Source organism: Halanaerobaculum tunisiense, assembly GCF_054657635.1.
Genome location: NZ_BAAHYI010000001.1, coordinates 16,590 through 43,589, shown reverse-complemented (window position 1 = coordinate 43,589; position 27,000 = coordinate 16,590). Strand labels below are relative to the sequence as shown.

The following is a 27,000-nucleotide window of genomic DNA, read 5'->3' as shown; positions in this document are numbered from 1 at the left end:
GGGCCTAAGCGATGAGTCTAGATAAAGTTTTATTATTATTGATTTGTTTATTGTTGTTATTCTCAATAGGAGTGAGTAGTCAGAGTAAATATCAGGCCCAATGGCAACAAATAGTTAAGGATAAACAAAAGCTAGTTGAACCAGAAACAACTAAACTACAAGTAGAGTATGAATTAGCAGTTGGCTATGCTAATCTAGGTCAGATTAAAGAAGCTAATCAATTATTTGATAAGTTAGAAGAGAGTAATTGGGAACAGAAAATAGAGGAGTTAATTTCTACTTACAAGCAGCAGGTAAAGCAAGAAGAAACAGATATTAAAGTACTAAATTATTTGGCTTTTGCTTATTTTATAGACCACAAGTATACTAAAGCAGAGGAACTATTTAAGCAGATTATTCAATTAGATACTAAGAATATTTGGAGTTATAATTACTTAGCTGTGAGTCAGCATAAACAGAAAAAATACAAGGCAGCTCACCAATCGTTACAAGATTCTTTAGCTATAGAAAAGAATGATTATACCCACTTTTTATTAGGAGTTAATTATTACCAACAAGGTAATGTATTTAAGGCAATGTATCATATAAGCAAGGGAAGAGAAGCAGCTAAGTTATTTTTGGATTAACACGGTGCCTACCAGGCATCGTGTTTTTTTATGAACGATGATATTAGTTAAGACATATATTATAAATAGTTAATGGAGGTGAGCTTAGTGAAGAAGATACTTATTTTTATATTGGTAGTTGGTTTAGTCTGGACCTTTAGTTGTCCTAGTTTGGCTCAGAAAACTGAAGTGAGACTTAATGAAGTTGTTCATTCTATCTTTTATGCTCCTCAGTACGTAGCTCTACACCAGGACTTTTTTGCTGAGGAAGGATTAAAGATTGATTTGACTACAGCTTGGGGAGGGGATAAAGCAGCAGCTAGTTTAGTCTCTAATAACTCAGATATAGCTTTGATTGGCCCAGAAACTTCTATTTATATTTACCAGAGAGGACAAGAGAATCATTTAGTTAATTTTGCCCAGTTGACTCAAAAGGCAGGTTCTTTCTTAGTAGCTAGAGAGCCTATGCCTGATTTTAGTTTAGAAGATGTTAAAGGACAAAAGATAATAGGTAATCGACCTGGCGGAGCTCCCGAAATGGTACTGGAGTATACTCTCCGCCACCAAGGGATTGAACCATTCCAAGATGTGGAAATTGAAACCAACCTTGATTTTACTGCTAATGCACCAGCTTTTAAGAATGGTTTAGGAGATTTTGTCCAGTTATTTGAACCTAAGGCTTCGCAGCTAGAAAAGATAGGGGCCGGACATATAGTAGCTTCCTTTGGTCAACTAGGAGGTAAAGTGCCCTATACTGCTTATATGGCTAGAAAAGATTATATTGCTCGTAATCCGAACCTAATCCAAAGTTTTACTAATGCTATCTATCGAGCCCAGCAGTGGACTTATAACCATTCAGCTAAAGAAATTGCGCAGGTTATTAGACCATCCTTTCCTGAGTTAGAATTTGATGTTTTAGTAACAGTAATTAAAAGATATAAAGAGCAAAATACATGGTCTCCTAATCCAGTATTGCCTCGTAAGTCTTTTACTCACTGGCAGACGATTATTCAACAAGCTGGTGAATTAGACCAGAAAGTGGATTATGATGCTATAGTTAATCCTGAGTTTGCTGAATCGGTTATGGAATGAGTCGTCAGTCGTGTGTTGTGGGCTATCAGCCAATTCAAAACCTTTAAAATTACTATGTTTTAAAAGATTAGGGGGTATGGTCTTTAGCTCACGACTCATAGCACACGACTTACAGCAAAATTTTAATAAGGAGGGATTCGATGAAGAAGATAGAGTTTAAGGAGGTGGGAATGAAGTATTATACTTTAGAGACGGAGACAGAAGCTGTGGCTGATTTATCTTTTACTATAGATGAAAGTGAATTTGTTTCTTTAGTTGGCCCTAGTGGTTGTGGTAAGAGTACAACGTTATCTTTATTAGCTGGTTTATTGGCCCCTACTAGTGGTCAAATTATAGTTGATCAGCAAGAAGTTACAGGCATCAATCAGCAGGTAGGATATATGCTCCAGGAAGATCATTTATTTCCCTGGCGGACTATCAAGGAAAATGTATTAGTTAGTCTAGAGACTAAGGGGTTGCTTAATGAAGAAACTAAACAACAGGCTAGTGCTTTATTAGCTGATTATGGCTTGCAAGAATTTGCTGATCATTATCCGGCTCAATTATCAGGAGGTATGAGACAACGAGTAGCTTTAGCTAGAACTTTAGTTTTTGACCCTAATATTTTGTTGTTGGATGAACCATTTTCAGCTTTGGATTATCATACTAAACTGGAATTAGAACAGGAAGTAGCCCGGATTCTACGCGAGGCGAATAAGACAGTTGTGTTAGTAACCCATGATATTTCCGAAGCTATTGCTATGTCGGACAGAGTTTTAGTCTTCAGTCAACGTCCTGGTTATATTAAGGATGAGCACCAAATTAACTTAACTGTTAGTGGTGATGAGTTATCTACTTTTCAGGCTCGCAAAGCTCCTGAATTTAATGATTACTTTAATTCCATTTGGGAGGAGTTGGAGCTTAATGTTTAGTAAATTAAAAGAAAAAATCAAACAGCGGTTAGTTGCTGGGGCAGTAACTAAGGAGCATGGTCAGTACTTACAACAAGTGCGACTACGCCAGTTTAGTATCAGGTTGGCCCAAATTTTATTTTTAGTCTTATTTGTTAGCGGTTGGGAATTAGTAGCTCGGTATAAAATAGTTGATCCTTTTATTATTAGTTATCCGTCGCAGATTATATCTACTATCTATCAGCTAGCCATCAGTGGTCAACTCTGGAAACATATTTGGACTACTATCTACGAAACGCTAATCGGTTTTTCGGTAGGAGCTACAATAGGTATAGTAGTAGCTAGTTTACTATGGTGGTCAGATTATTTAGCTCAGATCTGTGAACCATTCATTGTAGTACTTAATGCGTTACCTAAGATGGCTTTAGGTCCTGTATTAATTATCTGGTTAGGTAATGGTCCAATAGCAATTATTGGAATGGCTTTACTTATTTCAGTAATTGTTACTATTATGATGGTTTATAATGGGTTTAAGGAAACAGATGATGATAAATTAAAGTTACTTCAAGTTTTAGGTGCTAGTAAATGGCAGATTTTTAAAAAAGTTGTTTTGCCAGCTAATTTACCAACAATCTTTTCTGCTTTAAAGGTTAATATTGGTCTTTCTTTAGTAGGTACGATTGTAGGTGAATTTTTAGTCTCTCAGGCAGGTTTAGGCTACTTGATTGTTTATGGGGGCCAAGTCTTTAAATTGAATTTAGTTATGACTAGCGTTATTATCCTCTTACTGTTAGCTGGAGTATTATATTATTTAATAGCCTGGTTAGAAAAGAAAGTAATAGACTGGGAAAGACAAGAATCCCCTGAGTAAAAGCAGGGGATTTTAATTAAAAAAAGGAAAATTAGGTAAATTATCGAAATTAGAAGTTGAATGATGAAAGCAAAAATATTTGTAAATTTTTGTAATAAAACCAAGAAAGGAGTTATTACATGGATAATCTAGATTTTCTACTAAGTGAGTATCCAGGATTTGTAATTATAACCGATCAACAAGGACAAGTTATAAACTCCAATGGACGACTAGAGAAAGTTTTTGGATTTCCAGAAGGATTAGTCAGCCAGGAAATAACAGAAATAGATTTATTTAGTGCTATTTCTACAGTAGAGACTATAGCAACTGGAGAGATAACCTATGGTTCCCAAGAATATAATAATCGTGAACTTATCTACTGTAATATTCCAGCGGTAGTAAATCATAAGCAACAAGGTTATTTAACTAAAGGATTGATTTTAGAGTCGCCTATTAATCAACTAGCAGATATAGCAGGCAATATAGCTACTAGCTGTCAGGTTAATAGTAGTCAACTAGTAATGATGCTAGTGGATAAGGCAGGGAAGATATCTTATATCAATCAGTATTTTCTCTCTAAGGCAGAGTTAGATTACGAGCAAGTAGTAGGTAAATATATTTCTGACTTCTTCACTTTATTATCAGTAGAAAAGGATTCCATCCCCACAGTAATTCGGGCTATGCGGGAAGATAGATTTATTAAGACTAAGGAATTTTTCCAGATAAAGACTACAGAAGAAATGCTTATCTTAGATATAACAGCTTTTCCGCTAATAGTAGATGATAAATTAATTGGAGGGATAGTCTGGGGGCCAACTAGAAAAGATGTTATTCGCTATAATGAACAAGTAAACCAAGCCAATCGAATTGAGAATGTCCGGCAAATGGCTTTTCGGGTGATTCATGAAATTCGTAATCCTTTTCAGGAGATTATTGCTACTAGTGAGCTAGGGCAACTAAAGGCTAACAACCAACAAGTTAGGCAGTACTTTACTAAAATCAATAAGCAGGTTAAGAAAGTCCATAGGTTATTAACTACTAACTTACAGCTATTTGATCCACACCAAATTGAATTGAGGGAGTTGAATATTAATAGATTATTAGATAAAATAATAAGTAAGATTCAAAATACCTGCCAAGAAAAGGAAATTAAATTATCAACTGAGATAGATAATTCTTCTCTAATAATTACTGGGGATCAGAAGCTATTGTTACAAGCTTTATTAAATATAGTGGAAAATGCTATAGAAAGTTTAGAGCAAATTTCAGCCGACAAAAGATTAAAGATTAAATTCTGGGCTACAGATAATAATTTTTATTTTAGCATTTATAATTCAGGTCCTCCTATCCCAGAAGGAATTGAGGATACTATATTTGATTTATTTTCCTCTAATAAAGGTAAAAATGGGGCTGGGTTAGGGTTAACAATAGCTTACTATATTATTGTTAAGATTCACCAGGGTGATATTTGGTTTGAAAGCAATCAGCATGGAACAGTCTTTTATATTAAATTACCCCAGGAGATTGAAAAGATAGAATCTAATCTTGATCCTTCCTATAAGGGACTGAATGGGAATTAATCATTTAAAATTTGTTAAACTAGGATAAATCTAGAGTAGTTAACAGAGAATAAAATCAAGGAGGCGAACTAGAAATGGATCTAGTATTTATTATTAGCCCTGTTGTAGGAGCAATAATTGGTTACTGTACTAATTGGTTAGCAATTAAAATGTTATTTAAGCCACTGACTAAAAAAGAAATCTTAGGTATTCCAATTCCTTTTACTCCAGGAGTGATACCACGGCGGAGAGGAAAATTAGCTACTAGTATTGGAGAAGCAGTAGGAAGTAGGTTATTAACTGCTGATGCCTTTAGTAAAATGTTACAGGGGGAGGAAATGAGGGAGAAGATAGAGCAGTTTATTACGGAAAAACTGGATTTATTACTTAGTGAAGAACGGAGTTTAAGTGAGCTGTTAAATCCTATCTGGAACCAATCCCAAGAGAAGAGACTAGAGGAGAGTTTAGAAGAGTTAATTCCACAGTTAACTGCTAGAGTACTTACTAAGGATAGAATTAATGATTTACTTGATAGATTATTGGCTGATTTTAATCAACAGCAGCTAGCAGAATATTTAGCTTCAGAGGATTATCAGCAGTTGAAAGCAGACTTATTAGCTAAATTGGATCAGAAACAGGTAGAAGAAGGAATTTTTATTATCTTAGAATCTTTTTCGCAAGAGTTGGCAACTAGTGAAGAAAAACTACAAGATCTGTTACCTGATTCAGTTATTACTCAAATAAAAGAATGGATTGCTAGCAATGAACCAGAATTAACTCAGCAAATTAGTGAATTTTTAACTTCTGAGTCTGTAAAGGACAGAATAGATGATAAGTTAGATGAGTTATTAGGATCTAATCCGTTAGCTAGTATGTTTGGAGGAGTTAAAGAGGGCCTTGTAACTAAATTTCTTACTTATATAGTGGATTTTTTAGAAGATCCTGCTAGTCGGGAGAATATCAGACAACAACTTAATCAGTTTGTAGATTCTTTATTAGAGACTAAAGTAGCAGTTATAGCCCAGAAAGTAGACGAGGATGATTTATCTACTATGGCAGCTGAAATAGCTAAGCAATTAGTAGAGGAAGGACAAGCTGAATTAGTAGTTGCTGGTTTAGAACAGATTATAGTTGATAATTTAGCTGTTAGTGATTTAGAAAGTCAAGTTAAGAAATTAAGTAGTAAGTTAGTTGACTCTGCTAATATAACCCCCAAGGTTAATCAATTCGTACTAGGACAAGCCTCTGATTTGTTAAATAGACCAGTCCAGGATTATTTGTCTTGGTTAGCCCCCTCTCAAATTGATAAATTAAAAGCGAAACTAGTAATCATTATTGAGTATTTGCTGGAGCATCATTTAGGTAAAGTATTAGCTACTTTAGATTTTGAAGCAATGGTTAAACGAAAGATTAATTCCTTTGATATCTTGGAAGTGGAGCGGTTATTATTAGATGTAATTGCTAAAGAATTAGAGGCTATTACTTGGTTTGGGGCAGTATTAGGATTTGTAATGGGGCTTATTACGCCAATTATTTCTACCCTTGTTTAATATATAAAAAAGTGGGAAATGCTCTTTAGTTTTATCTCGTTTTCTGTTATAATGTCTATAGTGGAGTTTGGATAATTACTATTTTAATTATAAGTAGGTGTATATTTAATAATTATCTGGAGATAATATACACATGTTGGTGGAAGGAGTAGGAGTTATGGAGATTATTGTGGCTGAACATGGTGGATTTTGTTTTGGAGTTGACCGGGCAATGGATGTTGCTTTAGAAACTGGTCAACAAACTGAAGCTGATGTTTATACATTAGGTCCTTTAATACATAATCCTCAAGCTGTTAAGAAATTACAGGAAGTTGATGTTGGTGTAGTTAACAGAGTAAATGAGGTAGATGAAGGGACAATAATCATTCGCTCCCATGGTGTGAAGCCTGAAGTGATACAACAAGCTGAAGCTAAGCAATTAGAAGTTATTAATGCTACTTGTCCTTTTGTAAAGCGAGTCCAAGATAAGGCTCAGGAATTACAAGAGGAGGGTTATCAGGTTTTAATCAGTGGCGATAAAAACCATCCTGAAGTAGTTGGTATTTTAGGTCATACTGCTGATCGAGCTATAGTGATTGAGGAATTAGCCGATTGTAAAGAACTAGATTTAGCTAGTAAGGTTGGAGTAGTAGCTCAAACTACTCAATCAATTGGTAAACTAGAAGAATTAATTAGTTACTTATTACCTAAAGTATCAGACCTAAAGGTGCATAATACTATTTGTACTACTACAGGACAACGGCAAAATGAAGCAGCTAGGATGGCCCAAAAGGTTGATTTAATGATAGTAATTGGAGGATATAATAGTGCTAATACCAATCGTTTAGCAGAAATCTGTCGAGAAAATGGAGTTGAAACTCATCATATCGAACAGGCAGGTGAACTGCAAGCTGATTGGTTTACTAATAATAAAAAAGTTGGTGTTACGGCAGGGGCTTCGACCCCTGACTGGATAATTAAGGAGGTTGTTAGTCGAATGACAGATATGAATCAAGATGTTCAGGAAGAACAAGTTGAAGCAGAAGGTAATACTATGCTAACAGAGGGTGAAAGAGTAACAGGTACAGTCACTCGAGTAACTGAAGAAGGCGCTTATTTAGATGTAGGTGCTCAAACAGAAGGGTTTATTCCTAGTAATGAAATTGGTTCTAATCGAGTTGAACCAGCTGAAGTCTTAGAGGAAGAGGATGAAGTTGAAGTTGAAGTAGTTGATCCTACAGGTGATGATGGACATGCTATCTTATCCAAAAGAAAGGTGGATGAGGAAGAAGCATGGGCTGAAGTAGAAGAAGCTTATGAAAATGATGAAATCATTACAGCTGAAGTTAGTCGAGAAGTAAAAGGTGGATTAGTTGTTGATATTGGATTAAGAGGATTTATTCCTGCTTCTCATGTAGCAGTTGACTATGTAGAGGATTTAAGTCAATTTGTAGATCAGGAATTAGAATTAAAAGTGATTGAAGTTGAGCGGGACAATAATAATGTAGTTCTGTCTCGGAAAGCTATCCTAGAAGAAGAGTTGGCCGAAAAGAAAGAAGAAATTTTAGCTTCACTAAGTGAAGATGAAGTAGTAACTGGTACTATTACTAAACTAGTGGATTTTGGTGCTTTTGTTGATCTAGGTGGCGTTGAAGGATTATTACACATTTCTGAAATTTCTTGGGAGCGAATTGATCATCCTTCTACAGTATTAGAAGAAGGACAAGAGATTGAAGTTAAAATCCTAAGTGTTAATCCGGAAGAAGAAAGAATTGCTTTAGGATATAAACAGACGCAACCAGATCCTTGGGAGCAATTTGGTGATCAATATGAAGTAGGCGATGTAGCTCAAGGTGAGATCACTAAGACAGTTGATTTTGGTGCCTTTATGCAGATTGAACCAGGAGTTGAAGGTTTAATCCATATCTCTCAACTATCACAAGAGCATGTAGCTAGCGTAGAGGATGTAGTTTCTGAGGGAGATAAAGTAGAAGCAGAAATCATAAATATTGATACTGCTGAACGTAGAGTAGGGTTAAGTATGAAAGAGTTAGAAAGTCCTACTCCACAACAAGCACCAGCTCAAGACCAAACTCAAAATCGAACTCAAACTAGAAATAAGAAGAGAGACCAAGATGATAATAATGGAACTACTATTGGAGATTTAGTAGGCGATGATCTAGAAGACCTATTTAACTAAATATTAGTGATTCTGCCCCTGACGATAGCGTCAGGGGTTTTTCTTCATATCCCCCTATTAAGCACATAAATTTAAGATAAGGGGGGGTTATATGTTAAATAAAATTTGGTTAGCTATGATCAGTATTGGAGTTGTGGTTGGGGCTATTAACGGACAAATGGAGGCAGTATCTACAGCTATCTTAGATTCAGCTCAGCAAAGTATTAAGATAGTAATTAAATTAATTGGTCCTATGTCTTTATGGTTAGGGGTGATGAAAGTAGCAGAAGAAGCAGATTTAACCTCTTTATTAGCTCGGTTATTTAAACCAGTAGCTAAGTTTTTATTTCCTCAAATACCTGAAGATCATCCTGCTTTAGGGACTATTGTTATGAATTTAGCAGCTAATGTATTGGGGTTAGGCAATTCAGCTACTCCGTTAGGGATCAAGGCTATGAATCAATTACAGGAGCTAAATTCTATTCCTGATACTGCTTCTGATGCTATGTGTACTTTTCTAGTCTTAAATACTTCTAGTGTGACTTTGATTCCATCAACTATATTAGCTTTAAGAATGGGGGCTGGCTCTAGTAACCCCACTGAGATTATCGGAACTACTTTATTTGCTACTACTTGTTCGACTATAGTTGGTTTAGTAGCTAATAAGTTATTGATTAAAGTGGGGTATAGATTATGATTGCATTGCTTAACACCTTATCGCAATGGGCTATACCAGGATTGATCCTATCTATTTTAATTATAGGAGCTTGGCGAGGGGTTAAAGTCTATGATGTATTTACTGAAGGAGCAGTAGAAGGGGTTACAGTAGGAGTTAAAATTATACCCTATTTAGTAGCTATGTTGATGGCTATTAGTATTTTCAGATCTTCTGGAGCTTTGAATTTAGTATTAGATCTGTTAGCAGAACCATTAAATAAGTTAGGAATCCCCCGCCAAATTCTACCTTTAGGAATCATCAGACCTTTGTCTGGCACAGGGGCTTTAGCTTTAGTAGGAGATTTATTTGAACAATATGGTCCTGATTCCTTGCTTGGTAGAATAGCTTCTACTCTCCAAGGGAGTACAGAAACTACCTTTTATGTAGCTACAGTATATTTTGGGGCGGTAGGTATTAGCAAGCAAAGGCATGCTATTGTGGCTGGGTTACTAGCTGATTTAGCTGGGTTTGGGGCAGCAATTTTTATCTGTCGTTTAGTTTTTGGTTAAGCTAGGATTGATTGGAGTAAAAAAGAAGGAATTTGGTTGCTAATATTGAATTAGTAACCAGAACTACAAATTATAAACTAGATAGGAGATGAGTTAATGAGTCAAGAATATATTGATTTACATTTACATACTACAGCTTCTGATGGTAGTTTTACTCCGACAGAAGTAGTTACTAAGGCTAAAGAATTAGGTTTTAGTGCTATTGCTATTACAGACCATGATACAGTAGCTGGTTTAGAAGAAGGACGACAGGTAGCTCAAAAGGTGGGAATTGAATTTGTGCCTGGTATTGAGTTGAATACTGATTATCAGGAGACTGAAGTACATATTTTAGGCTATTATATTGATGATCAACAACAAAACTTAAGAGAAAAATTAACTTCATTACAGCAAGGCCGAGTTACTAGAATCAAAAAGATGGTTGCTAAATTGAATGATTTAGGTTTTGCACTTGATTTTGCGGAAGTAGCAGCTTTAGCAGATGGAGCTGCTCTAGGTCGAGTACATATAGCTAAAATCATGCTGGAGAAAGGATACGTTACAGAATGGGAAGAAGCCTTTGCTAAGTATATTGGTCGGTCCGGTCCTGCTTATGTAAAACGGAAGAAATTAACCCCTTTTCAAGCTATTGAGCTAGTAAAAGAGGCAGGTGGGGTTCCAATTATTGCTCACCCTGGTTTAGTAAAGGCAGAAGATTTATTAACAGAATTAATAGATTTTGGAGCAGCAGGATTAGAGGTCTATCATACAGATCATGATCAACAAGAGACTGAGTATTACTTGCAGTTGGCGCAGGAGAATGATTTGTTAGTGACAGGTGGTTCTGATTGTCACGGGCCAACTAGAAAGTCAGGTCAGTTATTAGGAGCTATTCAAGCACCTTATTCATTACTAGAAGATCTTAAAGCAGTAAGATAGGAGGTAATAAAATGTTAGATTTTATTCAACAAGGTGGCGTAACAGTTATTCCTTTATTATTATGTTCAGTCGTTAGTTTAGCTGTGGCTATAGAGCGATTAATTTATTTAAAGAAGGCTAAAACTAATAATTATAACTTGATTAAAGAGGTTAAATTAGTTTTAGAAAAAGGTAAAATCAGTCAGGCTAAAGAAGTAATTAATGATTCAAATGGCCCAGTAGCAGGTATATTATTAGAAGGACTAAGGTACCGGGGCCAAAGTAAGTATGAAATCAGAGATAATTTAGAATTGGCTGGCCAAAATGAGGTTAGAAAGTTAGAGAAACGGCTTAAAATTCTAGAATTCATTGCTGCTGTAGCTCCTTTATTGGGTTTGTTAGGAACAGTAATTGGAATTATCAATAGTTTCAATATTTTAGAAGCAGCTCAGGGGTTAGCTTCCCCGCAGGCTTTAAGTTCAGGGATTGCTGAAGCATTAATCAGTACAGCAACTGGTTTAATTGTGGCGATTCCTAGTATGCTAATGTACTCTTATTTAACTAGTCTAGTCGATAGAAGGACTATGGAGTTAAACCAGTGGTTTATGGATGTAGTAGACCTTTTTAGTCAGGATGGTCAAGATGTTTAAAAGTAATCTAGATAGTAAGTTAGATGTTAATTTATTACCTATGATTGATGTTATGTTTTTTTTAGTTATCTTTTTTATGTTATTTACCACTTTTCGAGTGACTCCTGCTGGTATCGAAGTTAACTTACCGCAAGCTAAAACTGCAAGTGAACAACAAGAAAAACAAACTAACATAAGAGTTAATATTTCTGATGATGGTCAGTTAGCTCTAGATGATAAGTTGGTTAGTCGTCAGGATTTAAAATCTCAAGTTAGGGAGTTAATTGCTGATAATCAAGATCTGTTATTTATTATCAAGGCTGATAAAAAAGTAGAGTACGAACGCATTGTGGCAGTTATGGATACTATTAGACAAGTAGGTGGTCACCGGTTAGCTTTAGCAGCTGATAAACAGGACCGAGATCCTAAGCAAGAAGATAAAGATTAGGTGGTGGCTTATGGCTAGAAATGATTTTACCTCAGAAGATGGTTTGTTTAAGTATTTAATGATTTCTATTATCTGTCATATGATTATTTTATTTGCAATGACTCAATTAAGCTTAGGTTCTCAACCGACTTTTGAAGAAAAAACAGAGTATTATGGAGAAGTAGAAGTGGTTACTGAAAGTAAAGAAGAACAAAAAACTACTGCTCAAAGTGATCCGGACAAGTCACAGGCGACTCAAGAAAAAAGTAACCAAGAAAACGAACAAGAAACTGCTAAGCAAGACCAGCAGTCTACTAGTCCAGATTCTGTTGCTAGTGAAAGTAATGAAACTAATGAAAGTAAGCAAAACCCTCCACCTGAGGAAACATCAGATGAATCAGCTACTACAGCAGATAGTTCTTCCTCAGCAAAAGAGGTAGCAGACAAGTCGGGAGAAGAAGAAGTTTTAACTAGTGAGAGTGGTTCAGAAGAAATAGAGGTTACTGAAGATGATGATCAACAACAGGATGAAAAAGATGATTCTCAACAAGAATCAATTGCAGAATCTTCAACTCAAGAGGAAGAACCACAGGAGAAACAGGAGACAGAGGAAGCACCAAAGCAGGATAAGAGTGAGCAACAATCAGAAGTTAAGTCTGGTACAAAAGAAGCGGAAGAAAAATCTTCTCCGACGCCGCAAGGTATGTTGCTTAAAGACCCAGTCCCAAAGTATCCTAAAGATGCATCCAATACTTCTGTAGAAGGTAAGGTTAAGTTAAGTGTTAGGATTGATATTGAAGGTCAAATTGCCGAAATTGAGGTCTTAGAATCAGCTGCAGATGAAAGGTTAGATAGTGCAGCTATTAATACAATTAAGTATGGTTGGGAATTTAAGCAGATGTCTAATAATTACGAAATGAAGTTAGTCGTTGAGTTTGAGACTACAGAAGAAGAACAACAAGTTGAGATAAAATATTTAGATTTATCACTTGGAGGAGAATGAGGTGTTAGGAAATGAGAGCAACAACAAGAGCAATAGCAATCTCCATTTTATTAGTATTGCTGTTATCAGGTATAGCTATGGCTAAGGTAGATGAACATGGTAATTTAGTACTGGAGAATGATTATATATCAATTTTTGTTAATCAAAATAAGTCCAACCAAGGGCGATTTGCAGTTGATGTTACAGGAGGAGCCCCTTTAAGAGAAGGTGATGAAGGTAAACCATTGATTTATGGTCGCCCTAAACCCTGGACTTCTTATACTACAGTACGGATAGATAAAACTGATTATGTATTTGGAGGGCCAACTGATAAACGGGCTGGTAAGCAAGGAAGATATGGTAAATTAATCCAGGCCCCGCAATTAAAAAAGGATCAGATTATTACTAAGTATCAGTTTGGTAAAGTAATGGTCACTCAGATATTAAGTTTTGTTACTAGTAATACTACAGGCTTACCTGATACAGCTCAAATCAAATATCGAGTTACTAACCAAGGCGAAAAGGAACATAAGTTAGGATTAAGGATTATGCTTGATACTATGTTAGGGGCTAATGATGGGGCTCCTTTTCGGATTAAAGAAAAAGCAGTAACTGCTGATCAAATGTATAACCAAGAAGAAGCCCCTGGGTTTTGGCAAGCTTTTGATTCACTAAATGATCCGCAGGTGACAGCTCAGGGTACTATTAAAGGTCAGAATATAACAACCCCTGATCGGATTTATTTAGCTGACTGGGGGAGTTTAGCTGATGGAGTCTGGGACTTTGATTTTAATCCTGGGCAGAAGTTTTTAAGAAAAGGAGAGTTTGAACTGGATAGTGCTCTGGCTTTATTATGGCAACCAGAGACTTTACAGCCTGGTGAGACTAGAGAGTATAAGACTAATTATGGATTAGGTGGAATTACTATTGTACCTGGTTTGTTGTCTTTAGGAGTTACTTCCCCAGCGAAAGTAATTATGGATCAACCAGATAAAACTGTGCAGATTGTATCGTATATCCAAAATACAGCTGAGATTGAAGTTGAGGATGTAGAGGTTGCTTTGGACTTACCAGCTGAATTAGAGTTAGTATCTGAGTCTCGAGTTAAAAAGTTAGGTGATTTACAACCAGCAGATACAGCTCAAATAATGTGGGAGGTACGGCCGGACCAATTACAAAATCAACAGTTGAACTATCAAGTTAAAATTAGGGCGGAAAATACAGATGATAACCAGGTAACTAGGGATTTAGAGATAGTTGGCCCGCCTAAATTAGATTTAGAGTTACAACAACCAGATCAGCTAGAAGTTATAAATAATCAGTTAACTACTGATTCAGTTACTGTTTATAGTAAAATAACCAATACTGGAGCTTCCGCTGCTTATGGAGTTAGTACTTACTTGGCTTTCCCGCCGGGACTCAAATTAGCAACTGGAGATAAAACAGAAAAGGAGATAGGTTCTTTAGCTCCTGGAGAGTCAGTAACAGTTCCCTGGGAAGTTGAACCTCTTGGCTTGATTGGTGGTAAGTTAAATTATTCTGTAGGAGTTGATAGCGAAAATGCAGCCAATCAAATGCAAAATGCTAATTTTAAGATTCCTCAGCGACAATCTACAGCTCAAGTTGAGATAGTAGAGGAGGCATCTCAGTTTCAAGTAGGAGATTATCTAACTGCTAAGGTCAGAGTTAGTAATATAAGTAACTTTTATCAAGTGCAAGGTGATTTAAGTTATAATGGCCAAGTATTAGAACCAGTTTATATCTCCCGAGGATCTTTATTTGTTCAAGAGAGTGAGTTGTTAAGTTGGAATCTTCCCCAGATTGATCAGGAAGCTGAGATGATCACAGGTATTTCTGGTAGTTTAGATACTACTGTTGATCTTACTAAGGGAACTATAGCTACTGTCTACTTTAAGATTAAGTCAACTGGTCAAGCTAAGTTACAATTAAATAAGTTTAAGATTTATGATGCACAAGATAATAAATTATCGGTAGAGGTAGAGAATAATCAGTTAGATATTGGAGGTAATCAAAATGAAGAAAAAAATGATTAGTTGTTTATTAATAGTGGCTTTAGTAGTGCTGACTACATTGCCTGCTTTAGCTGAAGAAAAGATTAAGGATATTTCTTCTGATCATTGGGCTTATCAAAGTGTAGTTAAGTTAGTAAATGAAGGTTATCTTTCCTTATATGAAGATAATAAGTTTAAAGGTGAAGAAGAAGTAAGCCGGTATAAATTAGCTGAAGTAGTTTATAAAGTGCTAGAGCAAGTAAATCAGGAGCAGGTTTCTTTAGAAGAAAAGGAAATTTTAACTCTTAAAAAGTTAGCTACTGAATTTCGGTCCGAGTTAGTAGAGGTAGCAAGTGAAAATAAAGAACTGCAAGAGCAGGTAGAAAAGACAGCTGAGAAACAAAAGATTACCCAAGAAGATATAGTCCAGACTAATGATAAGGTTAATGAACTAAGAGTTAAACTTAATAAGTTAGTAACAGATATAGAAGAAGAAGCTGCTAAATTAAAGAAACTACAACAGCGAGTAACTAAGTTAGAGACTAACAATAAACAATTAAAAGAAAAATTGACTGAAGTGGAGACTAAATTGGATAATAAAGGAGTAGCCCAAGAAGTAGAAACTTTACAGAATCGAGTTTATTGGGTAGGAGCTGGTTTAAGTATTGGTTTATTATTGTTGGTCAGTAATTAGGTCAAGTTTAGAGTGAAAGTAAAGGGTGACAGATAAATGAGACAGAGAATAATTCAGACTATCAGTTTATCTTTAGTAGTTTTATTAGTCAGTCTATTAGTTACTTCTCCTTTAGCTCAAGCAGGCGAGGTTACAATTGATAAAGAAACAGCTTATAAAGGATTACTAGTAACTGGTGTATTGGTTCTAACAATCAACTGGTTGACTGAGGACGGAGAACCAACTAATAAAGAGGAAATTAGCACTAGAGATCATACTACAGATGAACTTAAGTGGTTGGCTAAAGCTGTTAATGGTGAAGCCCGAGGTGAACCTTATCAGGGTCAAGTAGCTGTAGCAGCAGTAATACTTAATCGGGTAGCTAGTAATCAGTTTCCAGATACTATTTATAGCGTAATTCACCAAAAGGAACAGTTTAGTTCAGTCCAGGATGGCCAGATTAATTTACCACCTACTTCTAGTGCTTATCAGGCAGCTAAAGAAGCTTTATCTGGAGTTGATCCTTCCCAAGGAGCTTTATATTTTTATAATCCGCAAACAGCTGATTTTATATCCTGGTTTCAGACTAAAGAAGTGACTGCTAGAATAGGAGATCATACTTTTGCTAAGTAACCCTAGGCTTATAGTCTAGGGTTTTTTGTTTAGTTAAGTTAAAGTGTGAGTGTGGGGAATGAGTGAGGAAAGGTTAAAACATAATAATTTAAAGGCTTGAACTTACTCATGACACATAGCTTATGACATACGACATACCAAACATAAATTTATTGATTGACAGAATTAATGAGATATGTTATATTTTAATAAATCATCGCTTTAAAGCATTAAAGTAATAAAGGAGGCTAGAATAGTGAATAAATTACAACGTCCTGAAGGAACTAAGGATTATTTACCACAGTTAGCAGCTTCTAAGAGACAAGTAGAAGATAAATTAATGGAACTTTTTTCTCAGTGGGGTTACCAGGAGATAATTACTCCTACTTTGGAGTATTATGATTTATTAGCAACAGCAACTTCAGGTTTGCAGGATAAAATGTATAAATTTGTTAATCGGCAAGGGGAGATAGTGGCATTGCGGCCGGAGATGACAGCTCCAATAGCTCGTTTAGTAGCTACAGAGCTAAAGGATAAGCCACTACCACTTAAATTATCCTACCAGAGTAATGTATTTCGTCATGAGACGCCTCGGGCTGGTCGTTATCGCGAATTTTATCAAGCTGGAGTTGAATTATTTGGAGTAGATACTCCTGTAGGAGATGCAGAAGTGATTGCCTTGGCAGTAAAAGCTTTAGCTCAGTCAGGACTTAAGAGGTTTAAGATTGACATTGGAGATGTCGATTATTTTACAGGGGTTATGGAAGCAGCTGATTTAGATGATGATTTACAGTCTGAGATCAGGACTGCTCTTTCCCAGCGAAATTTTGTTAAGTTAGAGGAATTACTAGCAACAGCTGATTTGACTGGACAACAACAGGAAGCAATTTTACAAGGAGCTCAATTACGAGGTGGAAGAGAGGTATTTGCTACAGCTAGAGATTTAGTTACTAACGAAGCTTCTTTACAAGCTCTAGATAATTTGGAGGAAGTTTATCATAACTTAGAATTATTTGCTGTCGAGTCTCATATTTGTATTGATTTAGGAGTTGTCCGTAGTTTTGATTATTATACAGGAGTTGTTTTTGAGGGTTATACGCAAGATTTAGGATATACTATTTGTGGTGGAGGACGCTATGATGGTCTGGTAGAGGACTTTGGTTATTCGGTACCTGCTACTGGATTTGCTATTGGGACAGAAAGATTATTGTTGTCTTTACAAAAACAAGGTTATCAGTTTGCTACTGCTAATCAGTCAGTACTGATTCGGACTACTGCTAAAGAGAAAGAAGTAAGTTTTTCTTTAGCTACTGATCTACGAGCTAAAGGCTATCAAGTTGAACTTGAGTTTGCCCAAAGAGAGTTGTCGGAAGTGATTGAGTACGCTCAAAGTAAAGGTATAGATAGAATCTTAGTTCTTGGTAAGCAAAACTTAACAGTTGATTATACTACACAGGAAGTATTGGATAGAGAAGTAAGGGAGATTAAGCTAGAGGGGGAGGGAGAGAATGAATAAATTAAGAGTAGCTTTACCGAAAGGAAGAATGTTTAGTACTGCTGTTGATATTTTAAGAAAGGCGGATTTAGTTCATCGAGAATTAGATGATGATTCGCGGAAATTAGTTCTACCTGATCCTAGTGGTGAGGTGGAGTTTATCCTCTCTAAAGCAGTTGATGTACAGACTTATGTAGAGCATGGAGTAGCTGATATAGGGATTGCCGGGAAGGATATTTTACTAGAAGCAGAAGCTGATGTCTATGAAGTAGCTGATCTGGAGTTTGGATCTTGTAGATTAGTGGTGGCATTACCTGAAGACAAAGGGGTCACTTCTTTAGCTGAGTTACCACTAACTGGGCGGGTAGCAACGAAGTATACTAATGTAGCTCAGAAATTTTTTACCCAGCGTGGCTTTCAGGTGGAATTAGTCAAGTTAAATGGTTCGATTGAGTTAGCTCCTTTAATTGGGTTAGCGGATATGATTGTTGATATTTCTTCTACCGGAACTACATTACGAGAGAATAATCTAGTGGAGATTGCAGAGATAGCTAGGTCATCGGCTAGATTAATTGTTAATCAAGTTAGTTATAAAACAGAAGATAAAAGAATCAGGGAGATAGTTGATCGAGTGAAAAAAGTAGTTAAGAGTAGAAATTAGTTGTTAGCTATGAGTTATGAGTCATGAGCAAATTCAAAGTCATAAACACAGTTCAACTCCTTAAAATATAGTAATTATAAGGTGCTAGATTTTGAATTCCTATGAGTCCTATGGACTCTCCGTGAAAATCTGCTAATAGCACATAGCAGATAGCTCACGACTAAATTTTAATTTGAGATAATAAGGAGGAATTAGTATGCTAGAAGTATTAAGTGCCAACCAGCAGGGGTTTAAGGATAAGTTAGCTACGATTTTGAATCGTTCTTCCTTTGATAGTCCAGAACAGATGGAAGTAGTCCAGGATATTTGGGATGATATTAAAAATAAAGGACACCAGGCAGTTCTAGATTATACAGCTAAATTTGATGGAGTAGAGCTTACTAATCTAGAAGTCAGTGAAGCGGAGATTGAAGAAGCATACCAGCAAGTTGATGAGCAATTTTTAGAAGCAATTGAACAGTCAATTGCTAATGTAGAGGAGTTTCATGTTAAGCAATTGCGAGAAGATTGGATGGATATTAAAGAGGATGGAGTTATTTTAGGACAAAAATTTACTGCTTTAGAGCGGGTAGGGATCTATGTACCAGGTGGCCGAGCTGCTTATCCTTCTTCGGTAGTAATGAATGGAGTCCCAGCAAAGGTAGCTGGAGTAGAAGAAGTAGTTATGGTTACGCCCCCAAGTCAAGATGGTAGTTTAAATCCTTATACTTTAGTAGCTGCTAGTGAAGTGGGAGTAGATACTATTTATAAGGTAGGTGGTGCTCAGGCTATAGCAGCTTTAAGTCTTGATGTAGAAGGAATTAAGCAAGTAGATAAGATAGTTGGCCCAGGTAATATTTATGTAACACTAGCTAAAAAGTTAGCTTATGGTTATGTTGATATTGATATGTTAGCTGGGCCAAGTGAGATTTTGGTCTTAGCAGATAAAGATGCTAATCCAAGTTATGTAGCAGCAGATTTATTATCTCAAGCTGAACATGACCCTATGGCTTCATCAGTATTGGTAACTACTTCCCAAGAATTAGCTCAAGAGGTACAACAGGAGATAGAGGTACAACTAGAGAAGTTATCTCGCCAAGAGATTGCCGAGCAGGCTTTAACAGATTATGGAGCTTTAGTTGTAGTCTCGGATTTAGAGGAGGCTATTGCAGTGACAAATCAGTTTGCCCCGGAACACTTAGAGGTTAAGGTTACTGAGCCATTTTCTATTCTAGGCCAACTAAAGAATGCCGGAGCAATCTTCCTTGGGGAGTATGCTGCTGAACCAGTTGGGGATTATGTAGCCGGGCCAAATCACGTCCTGCCAACTGGAGGTTCAGCTAAGTTTTATTCACCACTTAATATCGATGATTTTATTAAAAAATCAAGTGTAGTTTACTATTCTAAAGCTGGGTTGGATAAAGTTAAAGATGCAGCTCTTAAGATAGCTGAGGTAGAAGGTTTAGATGCTCATGCTAATAGTATTAAAGTCCGATTAGAGGAATGATATCTAGTGTCAGTGTGAGGAACCAGTGGTGGTAATAATTTATAATTTACAATTAACAATTGACAATTAGGACTATTTAAACCTTTAAGATAAATCAAGAAATTATGCGGTTTTGATTTTTTAATTGTAAATTGTCCATTAATATTAGAGGGAGGAACTAATGTGCGTCAGACGAAGCTAGAACGAAAGACTAGTGAAACTGAGATAGAATTAGAATTAAATTTAGATGGAGCGGGAGTAGCTAAAGTAGATACTCCTGTACCCTTTTTAAATCATATGTTAGAGTTGTTTGCTCGCCATGGTTTATTTGACCTTAAATTAGAGGTTAGTGGAGATGTAGAAATTGATGCTCATCATAGTGTTGAGGATATAGGGATTGTGCTAGGGGATGCGCTTCAAGAAGCTATAGGAGATAAACAGGGGATTAAACGTTATGGGGATCAATTTGTACCAATGGATGAAGCACTGTTACATACAGCTATTGATTTTAGTGGTAGGTATTATCTTAAGTATTCTGTTACAGGGTTACAGGATAAGGTCGGGGATTTTGATACAGAGTTAGTAGAGGAATTTTTTAGAGCACTAGCTTATAATGCGGGATTAAATCTGCATATTAGAATGATTGCGGGGACTAATACCCATCATATTATTGAAGGAATCTTTAAATCCTTTACTCGGGCTTTAGCTCAAGCAGTAGAGATAGATGATAGAATTGAAGGGGTTATGTCGACTAAGGGCCAATTAGAATAATTTACAAGGAAGAATTGATAATTGACAATTAGAATTAAATAATAAAATAATGAGTGTTATAAGTTTTAGGAATTTAATTGTAAATTATACATTATCAATTGTCAATTAATAAGGTGAGGTGCTAAAATGATTAAGATTATAGATTATGGGATGGGAAATCTAAAAAATGTAGCTAAAGGTTTTGCCCAAGTAGGTTATGAAGCTGAAATTACTAGAGATCCGCAAGAAATTTTGTCAGCAGAGGGAGTAGTTTTACCTGGAGTAGGGGCTTTTGGTGATGCAATGGATAATTTGCAAAAACTTAAGTTAGTAGAACCTCTCCAAGAAGTAGTTAAGCAAGGAACTCCTTTATTAGGGATTTGTTTAGGATTACAACTCTTATTTACTACTAGTGAAGAATTTGGTTCAACTAAAGGTTTAGATATTATTTCAGGTCAAGTTAAGAAGTTCCCGGCTGATTTAGGCCTGAAAATTCCTCATATTGGATGGAATCAACTTGAACTTAATCAGGAAACTAAGCTTTATAATAAGTTAGATGATGGTATATTTCAGTATTTTGTCCATTCTTATTATGTTAAGCCAGAAGATGAAGAAGTAATAGCTACTACAACTGATTATGGAATGGAGTTTGTATCAAGTATTGCTCAGGATAATATTTATGCAGTTCAGTTCCATCCAGAAAAGAGCAGTCAAGATGGATTACAGATACTTAAAAATTTCGGCCAAATAGTTAATAACTAATAATTTACAAGGGAGAATTGAAGTGAAGATTAATTGATATAAAGTGGTATTTTTATAGTGTACTAGGAAAGAGTTTTCTCACTTCTTGAATTTTTTCAAACTCATCTACAGCTCCCTGCTTAAAAATAAGGCTAATCTAATTTAATGTCCTGCAAATTAGATAATTCAAGCCTTATTTTTACTTCAGTTCGCTAAGATTCGTTACTAAAAAATTCAAATGTCGTTGTGAAACTCTTACCTAGAAACTGAAAAAGATTGCTCTGCTTTAGATTTATTTAGAACAATCAGTGCCCTATAGTTAAAATTAGTAAGTAATATATGAACTAAGACTGCCTAAATATTATAGCCATTTTTTACTGGCAGAAAACATTGATTGTTCTCCCTTGAAATCTTTTGGTAACTTTTATAGTTCAATAAAAGTTACTCGGAAAAAAGCTACAAAGTAGCTTTTCCGAACTAGCTGTTGAATTTTCTGTTAATTTTTTATTAAAAAATTAAGGAGGGAAAATATGGAAGTGATACCTGCTATAGATATTAAAGATGGTGAGTGTGTCAGACTATATAAAGGTGATTTTGAGCAACAGACTACTTATGGTAATCCAGTTGAGATGGCTACCTTATGGGCCAACAAAGGAGCCAGTAGGTTACATATTGTTGATTTAGACGGAGCCTTAGATGGAAAACCTAAGAATTTGGATTTGATTAAAGAGATAATAGAAATTACAGATCTTCCGGTTCAAGTTGGTGGGGGTATAAGAGAGATTAAGACTATCCAAAAGTATTTAGAGATTGGGGTTGCTAGAGTAATTATTGGTACAGCAGCAATCAAGAATCCTGAATTAGTTATAGAAGCTATCAAGGAATTTGGAGCAGAAAAAATAGTAGTCGGGATTGATGCTAAAAATGGACAAGTTGCTACTGAAGGTTGGTTAGAAACTTCTGCTACTTCAGCAATTGAGTTAGGTAAGAAGATGAAGGAGCAAGGGGTGGAGTGGGTTGTCTATACTGATATTAGTCGGGATGGGACATTAAGTGGCCCTAATCTTGAGGCTACTAGGGAGTTGGCCCGAAAGACAGGACTTAATATTATTGCTTCCGGAGGAGTCTCGAGTCTAGATGATATTAAGAATCTTAAAGAATTAGAATCGGATGGAGTTAAGGCAGTAATTACAGGGAAGGCTTTATATAGTGAGAAATTAGACTTAGAGGAAGCGATAAAACAAATTGACAATGGATAATTGATAATTTACAATTAAGGTCAAATAATAAAAAATATTTTTCAATTGTCAATTCTCAATTTGTTAAGAAGGGGTGGTTTAAGTGTTAGCTAAACGAATTATTCCTTGTCTTGATGTTGATCAAGGGCGAGTAGTTAAAGGAGTTAATTTTGTTGATATTAGAGATGCAGGTGATCCAGTAGAATTAGCTGCTTTATACGATCAAATGGGGGCTGATGAACTTGTATTTTTAGATATTACAGCTTCAAGTGATAAACGAAAAATAATGATAGATATGGTCCGAAGAACAGCTGAAGAAGTTTTTATTCCTTTTACGATTGGGGGCGGAATTAGAAGTACAGCGGATATGCGAGAATTACTCAAGGCAGGAGCAGATAAGGTTGCCATTAATTCAGCGGCAGTAAAAGATCCGCAATTAATCAAACGAGGTGCTAAAAAATTTGGTAGTCAGTGTATAGTAGTGGCTATTGATGCTAAAAGAGAAGCTGACTCGTGGCAAGTTTATATTCATGGTGGGAGAAAAAAGGTAGGGCTTGATGCTGTTAAGTGGGCTAAGCAGGCAGAAGAATTAGGAGCTGGGGAAATATTATTAACTAGTATGGATAGTGACGGGACTAAAGACGGTTATGATTTATCATTAACTAAAACAATTAGTCAAGCAGTTGACATTCCAGTAATTGCTTCTGGGGGAGCAGGAAACTTAACCCATATTAAAGAAGCATTCACTAAAGGCCAAGCAGATGCTGCTTTAGCAGCTTCTATTTTCCACTTTAAAAAGTACACAATCAAAGAAGTTAAGGATTATCTACAACAAGAGGGGGTTCATATCAGATGTCTATAAATAACTTAGAATTTGATGAGGATGGTTTAATTCCAGCCATTATTCAGGATGTTGATACTAAAGAAGTACTAATGATGGCTTATATGAATCAAGAATCTTTAGAAAAGACTATTAAATCAGGACGGACTTGTTTTTGGAGTCGTAGTCGAGAAGAATTATGGTGGAAAGGAGAGACTTCAGGCCATATCCAAGAGGTAGAAGAAATTAAATATGATTGTGACGGTGATACTTTATTACTTACAGTAGAGCAGACAGGAGGAGCTTGTCATACAGGACATAAATCTTGTTTTTATCGGGAGATCAAAAGAGAGAATCGGGAGGAAGAAGAAAAAGTTTTTGATCCAGCAGAAGTTTATGATCAGCTAGATACAGAAATATTAGATGAATTATATCGAGTGCTTAAGGATAGAAAGGAAAATCCGCAACCTGATTCTTATACATCTTCTTTATATAAAAAAGGAGAAAATGCCTTTTTAAAGAAAGTAGGAGAAGAGGCAACAGAAGTAGTGATGGCTGCTAAAGATAATGACCAAAGTGAGTTAATTTATGAAAGTGCAGATTTAGTTTATCATCTGTTAGTAGCATTAGTTTATTATGATGTTTCTATTGAAGAAGTTTTAGAAGAATTAAAAAATAGAAGATAGATTTACTGACTTCTGCCTTGCGGGCAGAAGTTTTTATACTTAGGGGATATAATTTATAATAGTGTAGGTTATCAGGCTTGATTATTGGTTATAAAAGTGATTATATTAATTACAGGAATAGGAGGAGATTAGATGGGAAATAGAGTTAATCCAATTAGGGATAAGCAAAAGATAAAGCAGATTAAACAGATGTTACAGAGAAAGAATCAATATAGAGATTATGTATTATTTGTTTGTGGGATTAATTTTGGCCTACGAATCAGTGATTTATTACAACTTAAAATTAGAGATGTAATAGATGCTACAAGAAGAATCAAGGATACATTTGAGATTATAGAACAAAAAACGGATAAAAGAAATGTGATTAAAATTAATCAATCAGCTCGAGAAGCTATTGAGTTATTAATAACTCAAACTAATATAGTTAATGACTATGATAATCATTTAATCTATAATCTAAGGAAGAAGAGTAGAAGTATTAGTAGAGTGCAAGCTTATAAACTAGTATGTCGTTGGTGTCAAGAGGTAGGATTAGGAGATTTGGCTGTTGGGACTCACACTTTAAGAAAAACTTGGGGTTACCACGCTCATCAGGAAGGAGTTAGTATCGAGGTTATTCAGGCTAAATATAAACATGCGAGTACATCCACTACCAGACATTATTTAGGTATTGAACAAAAGGATGTTAATAAAGCATATGATAAAGTTAGTTTATAAGTTTATTTAAAACTTTTCTTATATTAACAAATTTAATCTTTTGTTAATAATATTTTACAATTAATTAAATTATATTTAATTAATTGCTTTTTCTAAAATTTTTTTATTGGTATTTTTATTCTTCTATTATTTATTATAAACAAAAAACCCTTATTTTTACAAGAATAGAATTGAAAAATCAATTATACTCTTGTATTTTGTATTTTTTTAATGGATTACTTAACAAAAGATTAATTATGTTAAGTAATCGTAATAAGGGAGGGATTATTATAACTACATCACAAAAGTTGAAAGAGGAAATTGAACAAATGAGGATTAAATTAAAATTAGCCATCAAAGAAACTAGTTTACAAAGTAAAAGAGTTAATCAGATAAGCCAAGAACTTGATAGAAAAATTCTAGAATATATGATAGATAAATCAAAAAAATAAGTAAACATTATAAGTTAAAATTAGAAGAGGAGATTGATTTAGAGTCACAGAATTAATCAAGTAGTGGGGAGGGAGGATAAGTTTATGGATATGGATGAGTTTCAGGAATTATATGCTAGCGAGTCGCGAGAGCATTTGAATATACTAAATGATTCTTTATTGATGTTAGAGAATAATCCACAGAATACAGAAGTAATCAATGAAGCTTTTCGAGCGGCTCATAGTTTAAAAGGAATGGCTAGCACAATGGGCTTTGATAAAGTAAGTGAGTTGGCCCATGCGTTGGAAAATGTGATGGATTTATTTAGAAATGATAAATTAACTGTAGAGACTGAAATTATTAATGTTTTATTTGCTGCTGTAGATAATTTAGAATTATTAAGTAGTAATCCAGAAGGAGTAGCTGAAGAGAAGCTAGAAAGATTGATTGGGGAGCTTAATTCTATTGCTAACCAAGAAGAGGATTCTGTTATAAGCAATAAAAATCAATCTCAAGCAGCTACAGATAACCCTGATTTATCAAAACGATTAAAATCCAATAGTAAGATTAAAGTTGATGTGGAAAAATTGGATTCACTAATGAATTTAGTTGCTGAGTTGGTGATTAAAAGGATGCAAGTGGAATCAGTAGGAGAGAACTATGATTTAGATGAGTTAAATAAAAAGTTGAAGCCTTTAAGCAAGGTAACTACTGAATTGCAGGATGCGGTTATGGAGATGAGAATGGTACCGATTAGTCAAGTGTTTAATCGTTTTCCGCGGTTAGTCCGGGATTTATCTCAGGAATTAGATAAGGATATTAATTTAGTAATTGAAGGAGAAGAAACTGAGCTGGATCGGACGATTATTGATGAAATTGGTGATCCTTTAGTACATATGATTAGAAATGCTATTGATCATGGTATTGAGGAGCCAGAAGAAAGAGAACAAGCAGGTAAGCCTAGAGAAGGATTGGTGAGATTATCCGCCTTTCATGAAGGTAATAATGTAGTAATCCAGATTGAAGATGATGGGGCAGGAATTGATCCAGAAGTAATTAAAGAGAAAGCTCTAGAAAAAGGAGTAGTTGATCAAGCAGAGTTAGATGTTATGTCTGACCAGGAGATAATCAATCTAATTTTTGCAGCTGGTTTTTCTACTGCTCAAGAGGTAAGTGATGTTTCTGGTCGGGGAGTAGGAATGGATATAGTCCGCAATAAAATTGAGTCACTTAATGGTTCAGTTAAGATAGATTCTAAATTAGGAGAAGGTTCAACCTTTACCATTAAACTGCCTTTGACTTTATCTATTATTCAAGGTTTTTTAACTGAGGTAGCAGATCAAAAGTATCTGATTCCTTTAGAATTCATTCAGGAAATTGTAGATGTTACTCCTGATGAGATAGAAACAATCAGACAAGAAGAGGTTATTCAGCGTTGTGGTGCGGTAATTCCTTTGATCTCTTTACGAGATAAACTAAATAAACCTGAAGATGTAGCTGATAAAGAGGAAATATCTACTGTAATTGTTGAAGTTGAAGATGATTATTATGGCTTAATAGTTGATTCAATTATTGGTCAACAAGAAGTAGTTATTAAGCGAATTAATGATTTATCTGAAGATATAGAAAAGATTGCTGGAGGAGCTATTTTAGGTGATGGTAATATAGCTTCAATCATTAATGTAGAAGAAATTACTACAGTTTAGATGTGGAAATGCCTAAGTTGAATGGGAAAGCTATTCCGGTAGTGATGTTAAGTAGTGTAACTATTGAAGGTAAGCAGACTACTATTCAAGCTCTAGAGTTAGGTGCTTTTGAAGCCTTCTGGTTCTATTTCTTTAGATATAGATAAA

28 protein-coding genes are annotated in these 27,000 nt (G+C 35.3%); all 28 read left to right on the top strand.

Translation table 11 applies throughout. The features are described 5' to 3' along the window. Nucleotides 1–11 precede the first annotated feature (11 nt). The 28 genes from ACYQ3D_RS00190 to ACYQ3D_RS00055 all read left to right on the top strand — a co-directional run bounded on the left by ACYQ3D_RS00190 (nucleotide 12) and on the right by ACYQ3D_RS00055 (nucleotide 26,999). On the top strand, nucleotides 12–626 hold the full coding sequence (locus ACYQ3D_RS00190) for a tetratricopeptide repeat protein (protein ID WP_459834833.1): 615 nt from the start codon (nucleotides 12–14) through the stop codon (nucleotides 624–626). 87 nt (nucleotides 627–713) lie between these two features. Then, nucleotides 714–1,697: an ABC transporter substrate-binding protein gene (locus ACYQ3D_RS00185; protein ID WP_459834831.1), complete on the top strand. Its 984-nt coding sequence runs from the start codon at nucleotides 714–716 to the stop codon at nucleotides 1,695–1,697. Between the two features lie 140 nt (nucleotides 1,698–1,837). Next, the gene (locus ACYQ3D_RS00180) at nucleotides 1,838–2,608 is read left to right on the top strand and encodes an ABC transporter ATP-binding protein (protein ID WP_459834828.1); all 771 of its coding nucleotides are present in this window, start codon (nucleotides 1,838–1,840) and stop codon (nucleotides 2,606–2,608) included. After that, nucleotides 2,601–3,458 carry an ABC transporter permease gene (locus ACYQ3D_RS00175; protein ID WP_459834826.1) on the top strand — a complete coding sequence of 286 codons (858 nt, stop codon included), beginning with the start codon at nucleotides 2,601–2,603 and terminating at the stop codon, nucleotides 3,456–3,458. Before ACYQ3D_RS00180 ends, ACYQ3D_RS00175 begins: the two co-directional genes overlap by 8 nt. 119 nt (nucleotides 3,459–3,577) lie before the next feature. Beyond that, a complete protein-coding gene (locus tag ACYQ3D_RS00170) occupies nucleotides 3,578–5,017 on the top strand; it encodes an ATP-binding protein (RefSeq protein ID WP_459834824.1) in 1,440 nt (479 codons plus the stop codon). Between the two features lie 74 nt (nucleotides 5,018–5,091). Next, nucleotides 5,092–6,546 (top strand): DUF445 family protein, encoded by a 1,455-nt coding sequence (locus tag ACYQ3D_RS00165; protein WP_459834822.1) that lies wholly within the window; start codon nucleotides 5,092–5,094, stop codon nucleotides 6,544–6,546. A gap of 157 nt (nucleotides 6,547–6,703) precedes the next feature. Continuing rightward, nucleotides 6,704–8,725: a bifunctional 4-hydroxy-3-methylbut-2-enyl diphosphate reductase/30S ribosomal protein S1 gene (locus tag ACYQ3D_RS00160; RefSeq protein ID WP_459834820.1), complete on the top strand. Its 2,022-nt coding sequence runs from the start codon at nucleotides 6,704–6,706 to the stop codon at nucleotides 8,723–8,725. Between the two features lie 91 nt (nucleotides 8,726–8,816). Then, nucleotides 8,817–9,401, top strand: coding sequence for a nucleoside recognition domain-containing protein (locus ACYQ3D_RS00155; protein ID WP_459834818.1), 585 nt, complete (start codon nucleotides 8,817–8,819; stop codon nucleotides 9,399–9,401). Continuing rightward, nucleotides 9,398–9,931 carry a spore maturation protein gene (locus ACYQ3D_RS00150; RefSeq protein WP_459834816.1) on the top strand — a complete coding sequence of 178 codons (534 nt, stop codon included), beginning with the start codon at nucleotides 9,398–9,400 and terminating at the stop codon, nucleotides 9,929–9,931. Before ACYQ3D_RS00155 ends, ACYQ3D_RS00150 begins: the two co-directional genes overlap by 4 nt. A gap of 96 nt (nucleotides 9,932–10,027) precedes the next feature. Then, nucleotides 10,028–10,849, top strand: a complete 822-nt coding sequence (locus tag ACYQ3D_RS00145; RefSeq protein ID WP_459834814.1) for a PHP domain-containing protein — start codon at nucleotides 10,028–10,030, stop codon at nucleotides 10,847–10,849. An 11-nt stretch (nucleotides 10,850–10,860) separates the two neighbouring features. Then, nucleotides 10,861–11,478 (top strand): MotA/TolQ/ExbB proton channel family protein, encoded by a 618-nt coding sequence (locus tag ACYQ3D_RS00140; RefSeq protein ID WP_459834812.1) that lies wholly within the window; start codon nucleotides 10,861–10,863, stop codon nucleotides 11,476–11,478. Further along, a complete protein-coding gene (locus ACYQ3D_RS00135; protein ID WP_459834809.1) occupies nucleotides 11,471–11,905 on the top strand; it encodes an ExbD/TolR family protein in 435 nt (144 codons plus the stop codon). The genes ACYQ3D_RS00140 and ACYQ3D_RS00135 overlap by 8 nt, the downstream gene beginning before the upstream one ends. Nucleotides 11,906–11,915: 10 nt before the next feature. Beyond that, nucleotides 11,916–12,887: an energy transducer TonB gene (locus ACYQ3D_RS00130; protein ID WP_459834807.1), complete on the top strand. Its 972-nt coding sequence runs from the start codon at nucleotides 11,916–11,918 to the stop codon at nucleotides 12,885–12,887. An 11-nt stretch (nucleotides 12,888–12,898) separates the two neighbouring features. After that, entirely contained in the window at nucleotides 12,899–14,920 is a 2,022-nt protein-coding gene (locus ACYQ3D_RS00125) for a cohesin domain-containing protein (RefSeq protein WP_459834805.1), read from the top strand. Continuing rightward, nucleotides 14,901–15,572 (top strand): S-layer homology domain-containing protein, encoded by a 672-nt coding sequence (locus ACYQ3D_RS00120; protein WP_459834802.1) that lies wholly within the window; start codon nucleotides 14,901–14,903, stop codon nucleotides 15,570–15,572. Before ACYQ3D_RS00125 ends, ACYQ3D_RS00120 begins: the two co-directional genes overlap by 20 nt. A gap of 36 nt (nucleotides 15,573–15,608) precedes the next feature. Continuing rightward, nucleotides 15,609–16,184 carry a cell wall hydrolase gene (locus ACYQ3D_RS00115; RefSeq protein WP_459834800.1) on the top strand — a complete coding sequence of 192 codons (576 nt, stop codon included), beginning with the start codon at nucleotides 15,609–15,611 and terminating at the stop codon, nucleotides 16,182–16,184. 235 nt (nucleotides 16,185–16,419) lie between these two features. Continuing rightward, entirely contained in the window at nucleotides 16,420–17,679 is a 1,260-nt protein-coding gene (gene hisZ / locus ACYQ3D_RS00110) for an ATP phosphoribosyltransferase regulatory subunit (protein ID WP_459834798.1), read from the top strand. Beyond that, entirely contained in the window at nucleotides 17,672–18,319 is a 648-nt protein-coding gene (gene hisG / locus ACYQ3D_RS00105) for an ATP phosphoribosyltransferase (RefSeq protein ID WP_459834796.1), read from the top strand. Before hisZ ends, hisG begins: the two co-directional genes overlap by 8 nt. A 196-nt stretch (nucleotides 18,320–18,515) precedes the next feature. Further along, nucleotides 18,516–19,805, top strand: coding sequence for a histidinol dehydrogenase (gene hisD, locus ACYQ3D_RS00100; RefSeq protein WP_459834794.1), 1,290 nt, complete (start codon nucleotides 18,516–18,518; stop codon nucleotides 19,803–19,805). 162 nt (nucleotides 19,806–19,967) lie between these two features. Continuing rightward, a complete protein-coding gene (gene hisB / locus ACYQ3D_RS00095) occupies nucleotides 19,968–20,555 on the top strand; it encodes an imidazoleglycerol-phosphate dehydratase HisB (RefSeq protein WP_459834792.1) in 588 nt (195 codons plus the stop codon). 126 nt (nucleotides 20,556–20,681) lie between these two features. After that, nucleotides 20,682–21,296: an imidazole glycerol phosphate synthase subunit HisH gene (gene hisH / locus ACYQ3D_RS00090; protein WP_459834790.1), complete on the top strand. Its 615-nt coding sequence runs from the start codon at nucleotides 20,682–20,684 to the stop codon at nucleotides 21,294–21,296. Between the two features lie 509 nt (nucleotides 21,297–21,805). After that, entirely contained in the window at nucleotides 21,806–22,534 is a 729-nt protein-coding gene (hisA, locus tag ACYQ3D_RS00085) for a 1-(5-phosphoribosyl)-5-[(5-phosphoribosylamino)methylideneamino]imidazole-4-carboxamide isomerase (protein WP_459834788.1), read from the top strand. A gap of 82 nt (nucleotides 22,535–22,616) precedes the next feature. Next, complete coding sequence (gene hisF / locus ACYQ3D_RS00080) at nucleotides 22,617–23,375, top strand: imidazole glycerol phosphate synthase subunit HisF (protein ID WP_459834786.1); 759 nt, start codon at nucleotides 22,617–22,619, stop codon at nucleotides 23,373–23,375. Further along, nucleotides 23,366–24,019 (top strand): bifunctional phosphoribosyl-AMP cyclohydrolase/phosphoribosyl-ATP diphosphatase HisIE, encoded by a 654-nt coding sequence (gene hisIE / locus ACYQ3D_RS00075; RefSeq protein WP_459834784.1) that lies wholly within the window; start codon nucleotides 23,366–23,368, stop codon nucleotides 24,017–24,019. The genes hisF and hisIE overlap by 10 nt, the downstream gene beginning before the upstream one ends. 132 nt (nucleotides 24,020–24,151) lie before the next feature. After that, nucleotides 24,152–24,736, top strand: coding sequence for a tyrosine-type recombinase/integrase (locus ACYQ3D_RS00070; RefSeq protein ID WP_459834782.1), 585 nt, complete (start codon nucleotides 24,152–24,154; stop codon nucleotides 24,734–24,736). A 236-nt stretch (nucleotides 24,737–24,972) separates the two neighbouring features. Then, entirely contained in the window at nucleotides 24,973–25,167 is a 195-nt protein-coding gene (locus tag ACYQ3D_RS00065) for an aspartyl-phosphate phosphatase Spo0E family protein (protein ID WP_459834780.1), read from the top strand. Between the two features lie 84 nt (nucleotides 25,168–25,251). Beyond that, on the top strand, nucleotides 25,252–26,853 hold the full coding sequence (locus ACYQ3D_RS00060) for a chemotaxis protein CheA (RefSeq protein WP_459834778.1): 1,602 nt from the start codon (nucleotides 25,252–25,254) through the stop codon (nucleotides 26,851–26,853). 8 nt (nucleotides 26,854–26,861) lie between these two features. Continuing rightward, nucleotides 26,862–26,999, top strand: a complete 138-nt coding sequence (locus tag ACYQ3D_RS00055) for a response regulator (RefSeq protein WP_459834776.1) — start codon at nucleotides 26,862–26,864, stop codon at nucleotides 26,997–26,999. Nucleotide 27,000 lies beyond the last annotated feature (1 nt).

Excerpts from the sequence above, each read along its gene's own strand:
- ACYQ3D_RS00150 (WP_459834816.1), top strand. The coding sequence starts at position 9,398 with ATGATTGCATTGCTTAACACCTTATCGCAATGGGCTATACCAGGATTG.
- hisIE (WP_459834784.1), top strand. The coding sequence starts at position 23,366 with ATGTCTATAAATAACTTAGAATTTGATGAGGATGGTTTAATTCCAGCC.
- ACYQ3D_RS00070 (WP_459834782.1), top strand. The coding sequence starts at position 24,152 with ATGGGAAATAGAGTTAATCCAATTAGGGATAAGCAAAAGATAAAGCAG.
- ACYQ3D_RS00140 (WP_459834812.1), top strand. The coding sequence starts at position 10,861 with ATGTTAGATTTTATTCAACAAGGTGGCGTAACAGTTATTCCTTTATTA.
- ACYQ3D_RS00115 (WP_459834800.1), top strand. The coding sequence starts at position 15,609 with ATGAGACAGAGAATAATTCAGACTATCAGTTTATCTTTAGTAGTTTTA.
- hisH (WP_459834790.1), top strand. The coding sequence starts at position 20,682 with ATGATTAAGATTATAGATTATGGGATGGGAAATCTAAAAAATGTAGCT.
- ACYQ3D_RS00190 (WP_459834833.1), top strand. The coding sequence starts at position 12 with ATGAGTCTAGATAAAGTTTTATTATTATTGATTTGTTTATTGTTGTTA.
- ACYQ3D_RS00065 (WP_459834780.1), top strand. The coding sequence starts at position 24,973 with ATGTTAAGTAATCGTAATAAGGGAGGGATTATTATAACTACATCACAA.
- ACYQ3D_RS00160 (WP_459834820.1), top strand. The coding sequence starts at position 6,704 with ATGGAGATTATTGTGGCTGAACATGGTGGATTTTGTTTTGGAGTTGAC.
- ACYQ3D_RS00135 (WP_459834809.1), top strand. The coding sequence starts at position 11,471 with ATGTTTAAAAGTAATCTAGATAGTAAGTTAGATGTTAATTTATTACCT.
- ACYQ3D_RS00170 (WP_459834824.1), top strand. The coding sequence starts at position 3,578 with ATGGATAATCTAGATTTTCTACTAAGTGAGTATCCAGGATTTGTAATT.
- ACYQ3D_RS00165 (WP_459834822.1), top strand. The coding sequence starts at position 5,092 with ATGGATCTAGTATTTATTATTAGCCCTGTTGTAGGAGCAATAATTGGT.
- ACYQ3D_RS00155 (WP_459834818.1), top strand. The coding sequence starts at position 8,817 with ATGTTAAATAAAATTTGGTTAGCTATGATCAGTATTGGAGTTGTGGTT.
- ACYQ3D_RS00125 (WP_459834805.1), top strand. The coding sequence starts at position 12,899 with ATGAGAGCAACAACAAGAGCAATAGCAATCTCCATTTTATTAGTATTG.
- hisA (WP_459834788.1), top strand. The coding sequence starts at position 21,806 with ATGGAAGTGATACCTGCTATAGATATTAAAGATGGTGAGTGTGTCAGA.
- hisG (WP_459834796.1), top strand. The coding sequence starts at position 17,672 with ATGAATAAATTAAGAGTAGCTTTACCGAAAGGAAGAATGTTTAGTACT.
- ACYQ3D_RS00120 (WP_459834802.1), top strand. The coding sequence starts at position 14,901 with ATGAAGAAAAAAATGATTAGTTGTTTATTAATAGTGGCTTTAGTAGTG.
- ACYQ3D_RS00130 (WP_459834807.1), top strand. The coding sequence starts at position 11,916 with ATGGCTAGAAATGATTTTACCTCAGAAGATGGTTTGTTTAAGTATTTA.
- hisD (WP_459834794.1), top strand. The coding sequence starts at position 18,516 with ATGCTAGAAGTATTAAGTGCCAACCAGCAGGGGTTTAAGGATAAGTTA.
- ACYQ3D_RS00055 (WP_459834776.1), top strand. The coding sequence starts at position 26,862 with ATGCCTAAGTTGAATGGGAAAGCTATTCCGGTAGTGATGTTAAGTAGT.
- ACYQ3D_RS00060 (WP_459834778.1), top strand. The coding sequence starts at position 25,252 with ATGGATATGGATGAGTTTCAGGAATTATATGCTAGCGAGTCGCGAGAG.
- ACYQ3D_RS00145 (WP_459834814.1), top strand. The coding sequence starts at position 10,028 with ATGAGTCAAGAATATATTGATTTACATTTACATACTACAGCTTCTGAT.
- ACYQ3D_RS00180 (WP_459834828.1), top strand. The coding sequence starts at position 1,838 with ATGAAGAAGATAGAGTTTAAGGAGGTGGGAATGAAGTATTATACTTTA.
- ACYQ3D_RS00175 (WP_459834826.1), top strand. The coding sequence starts at position 2,601 with ATGTTTAGTAAATTAAAAGAAAAAATCAAACAGCGGTTAGTTGCTGGG.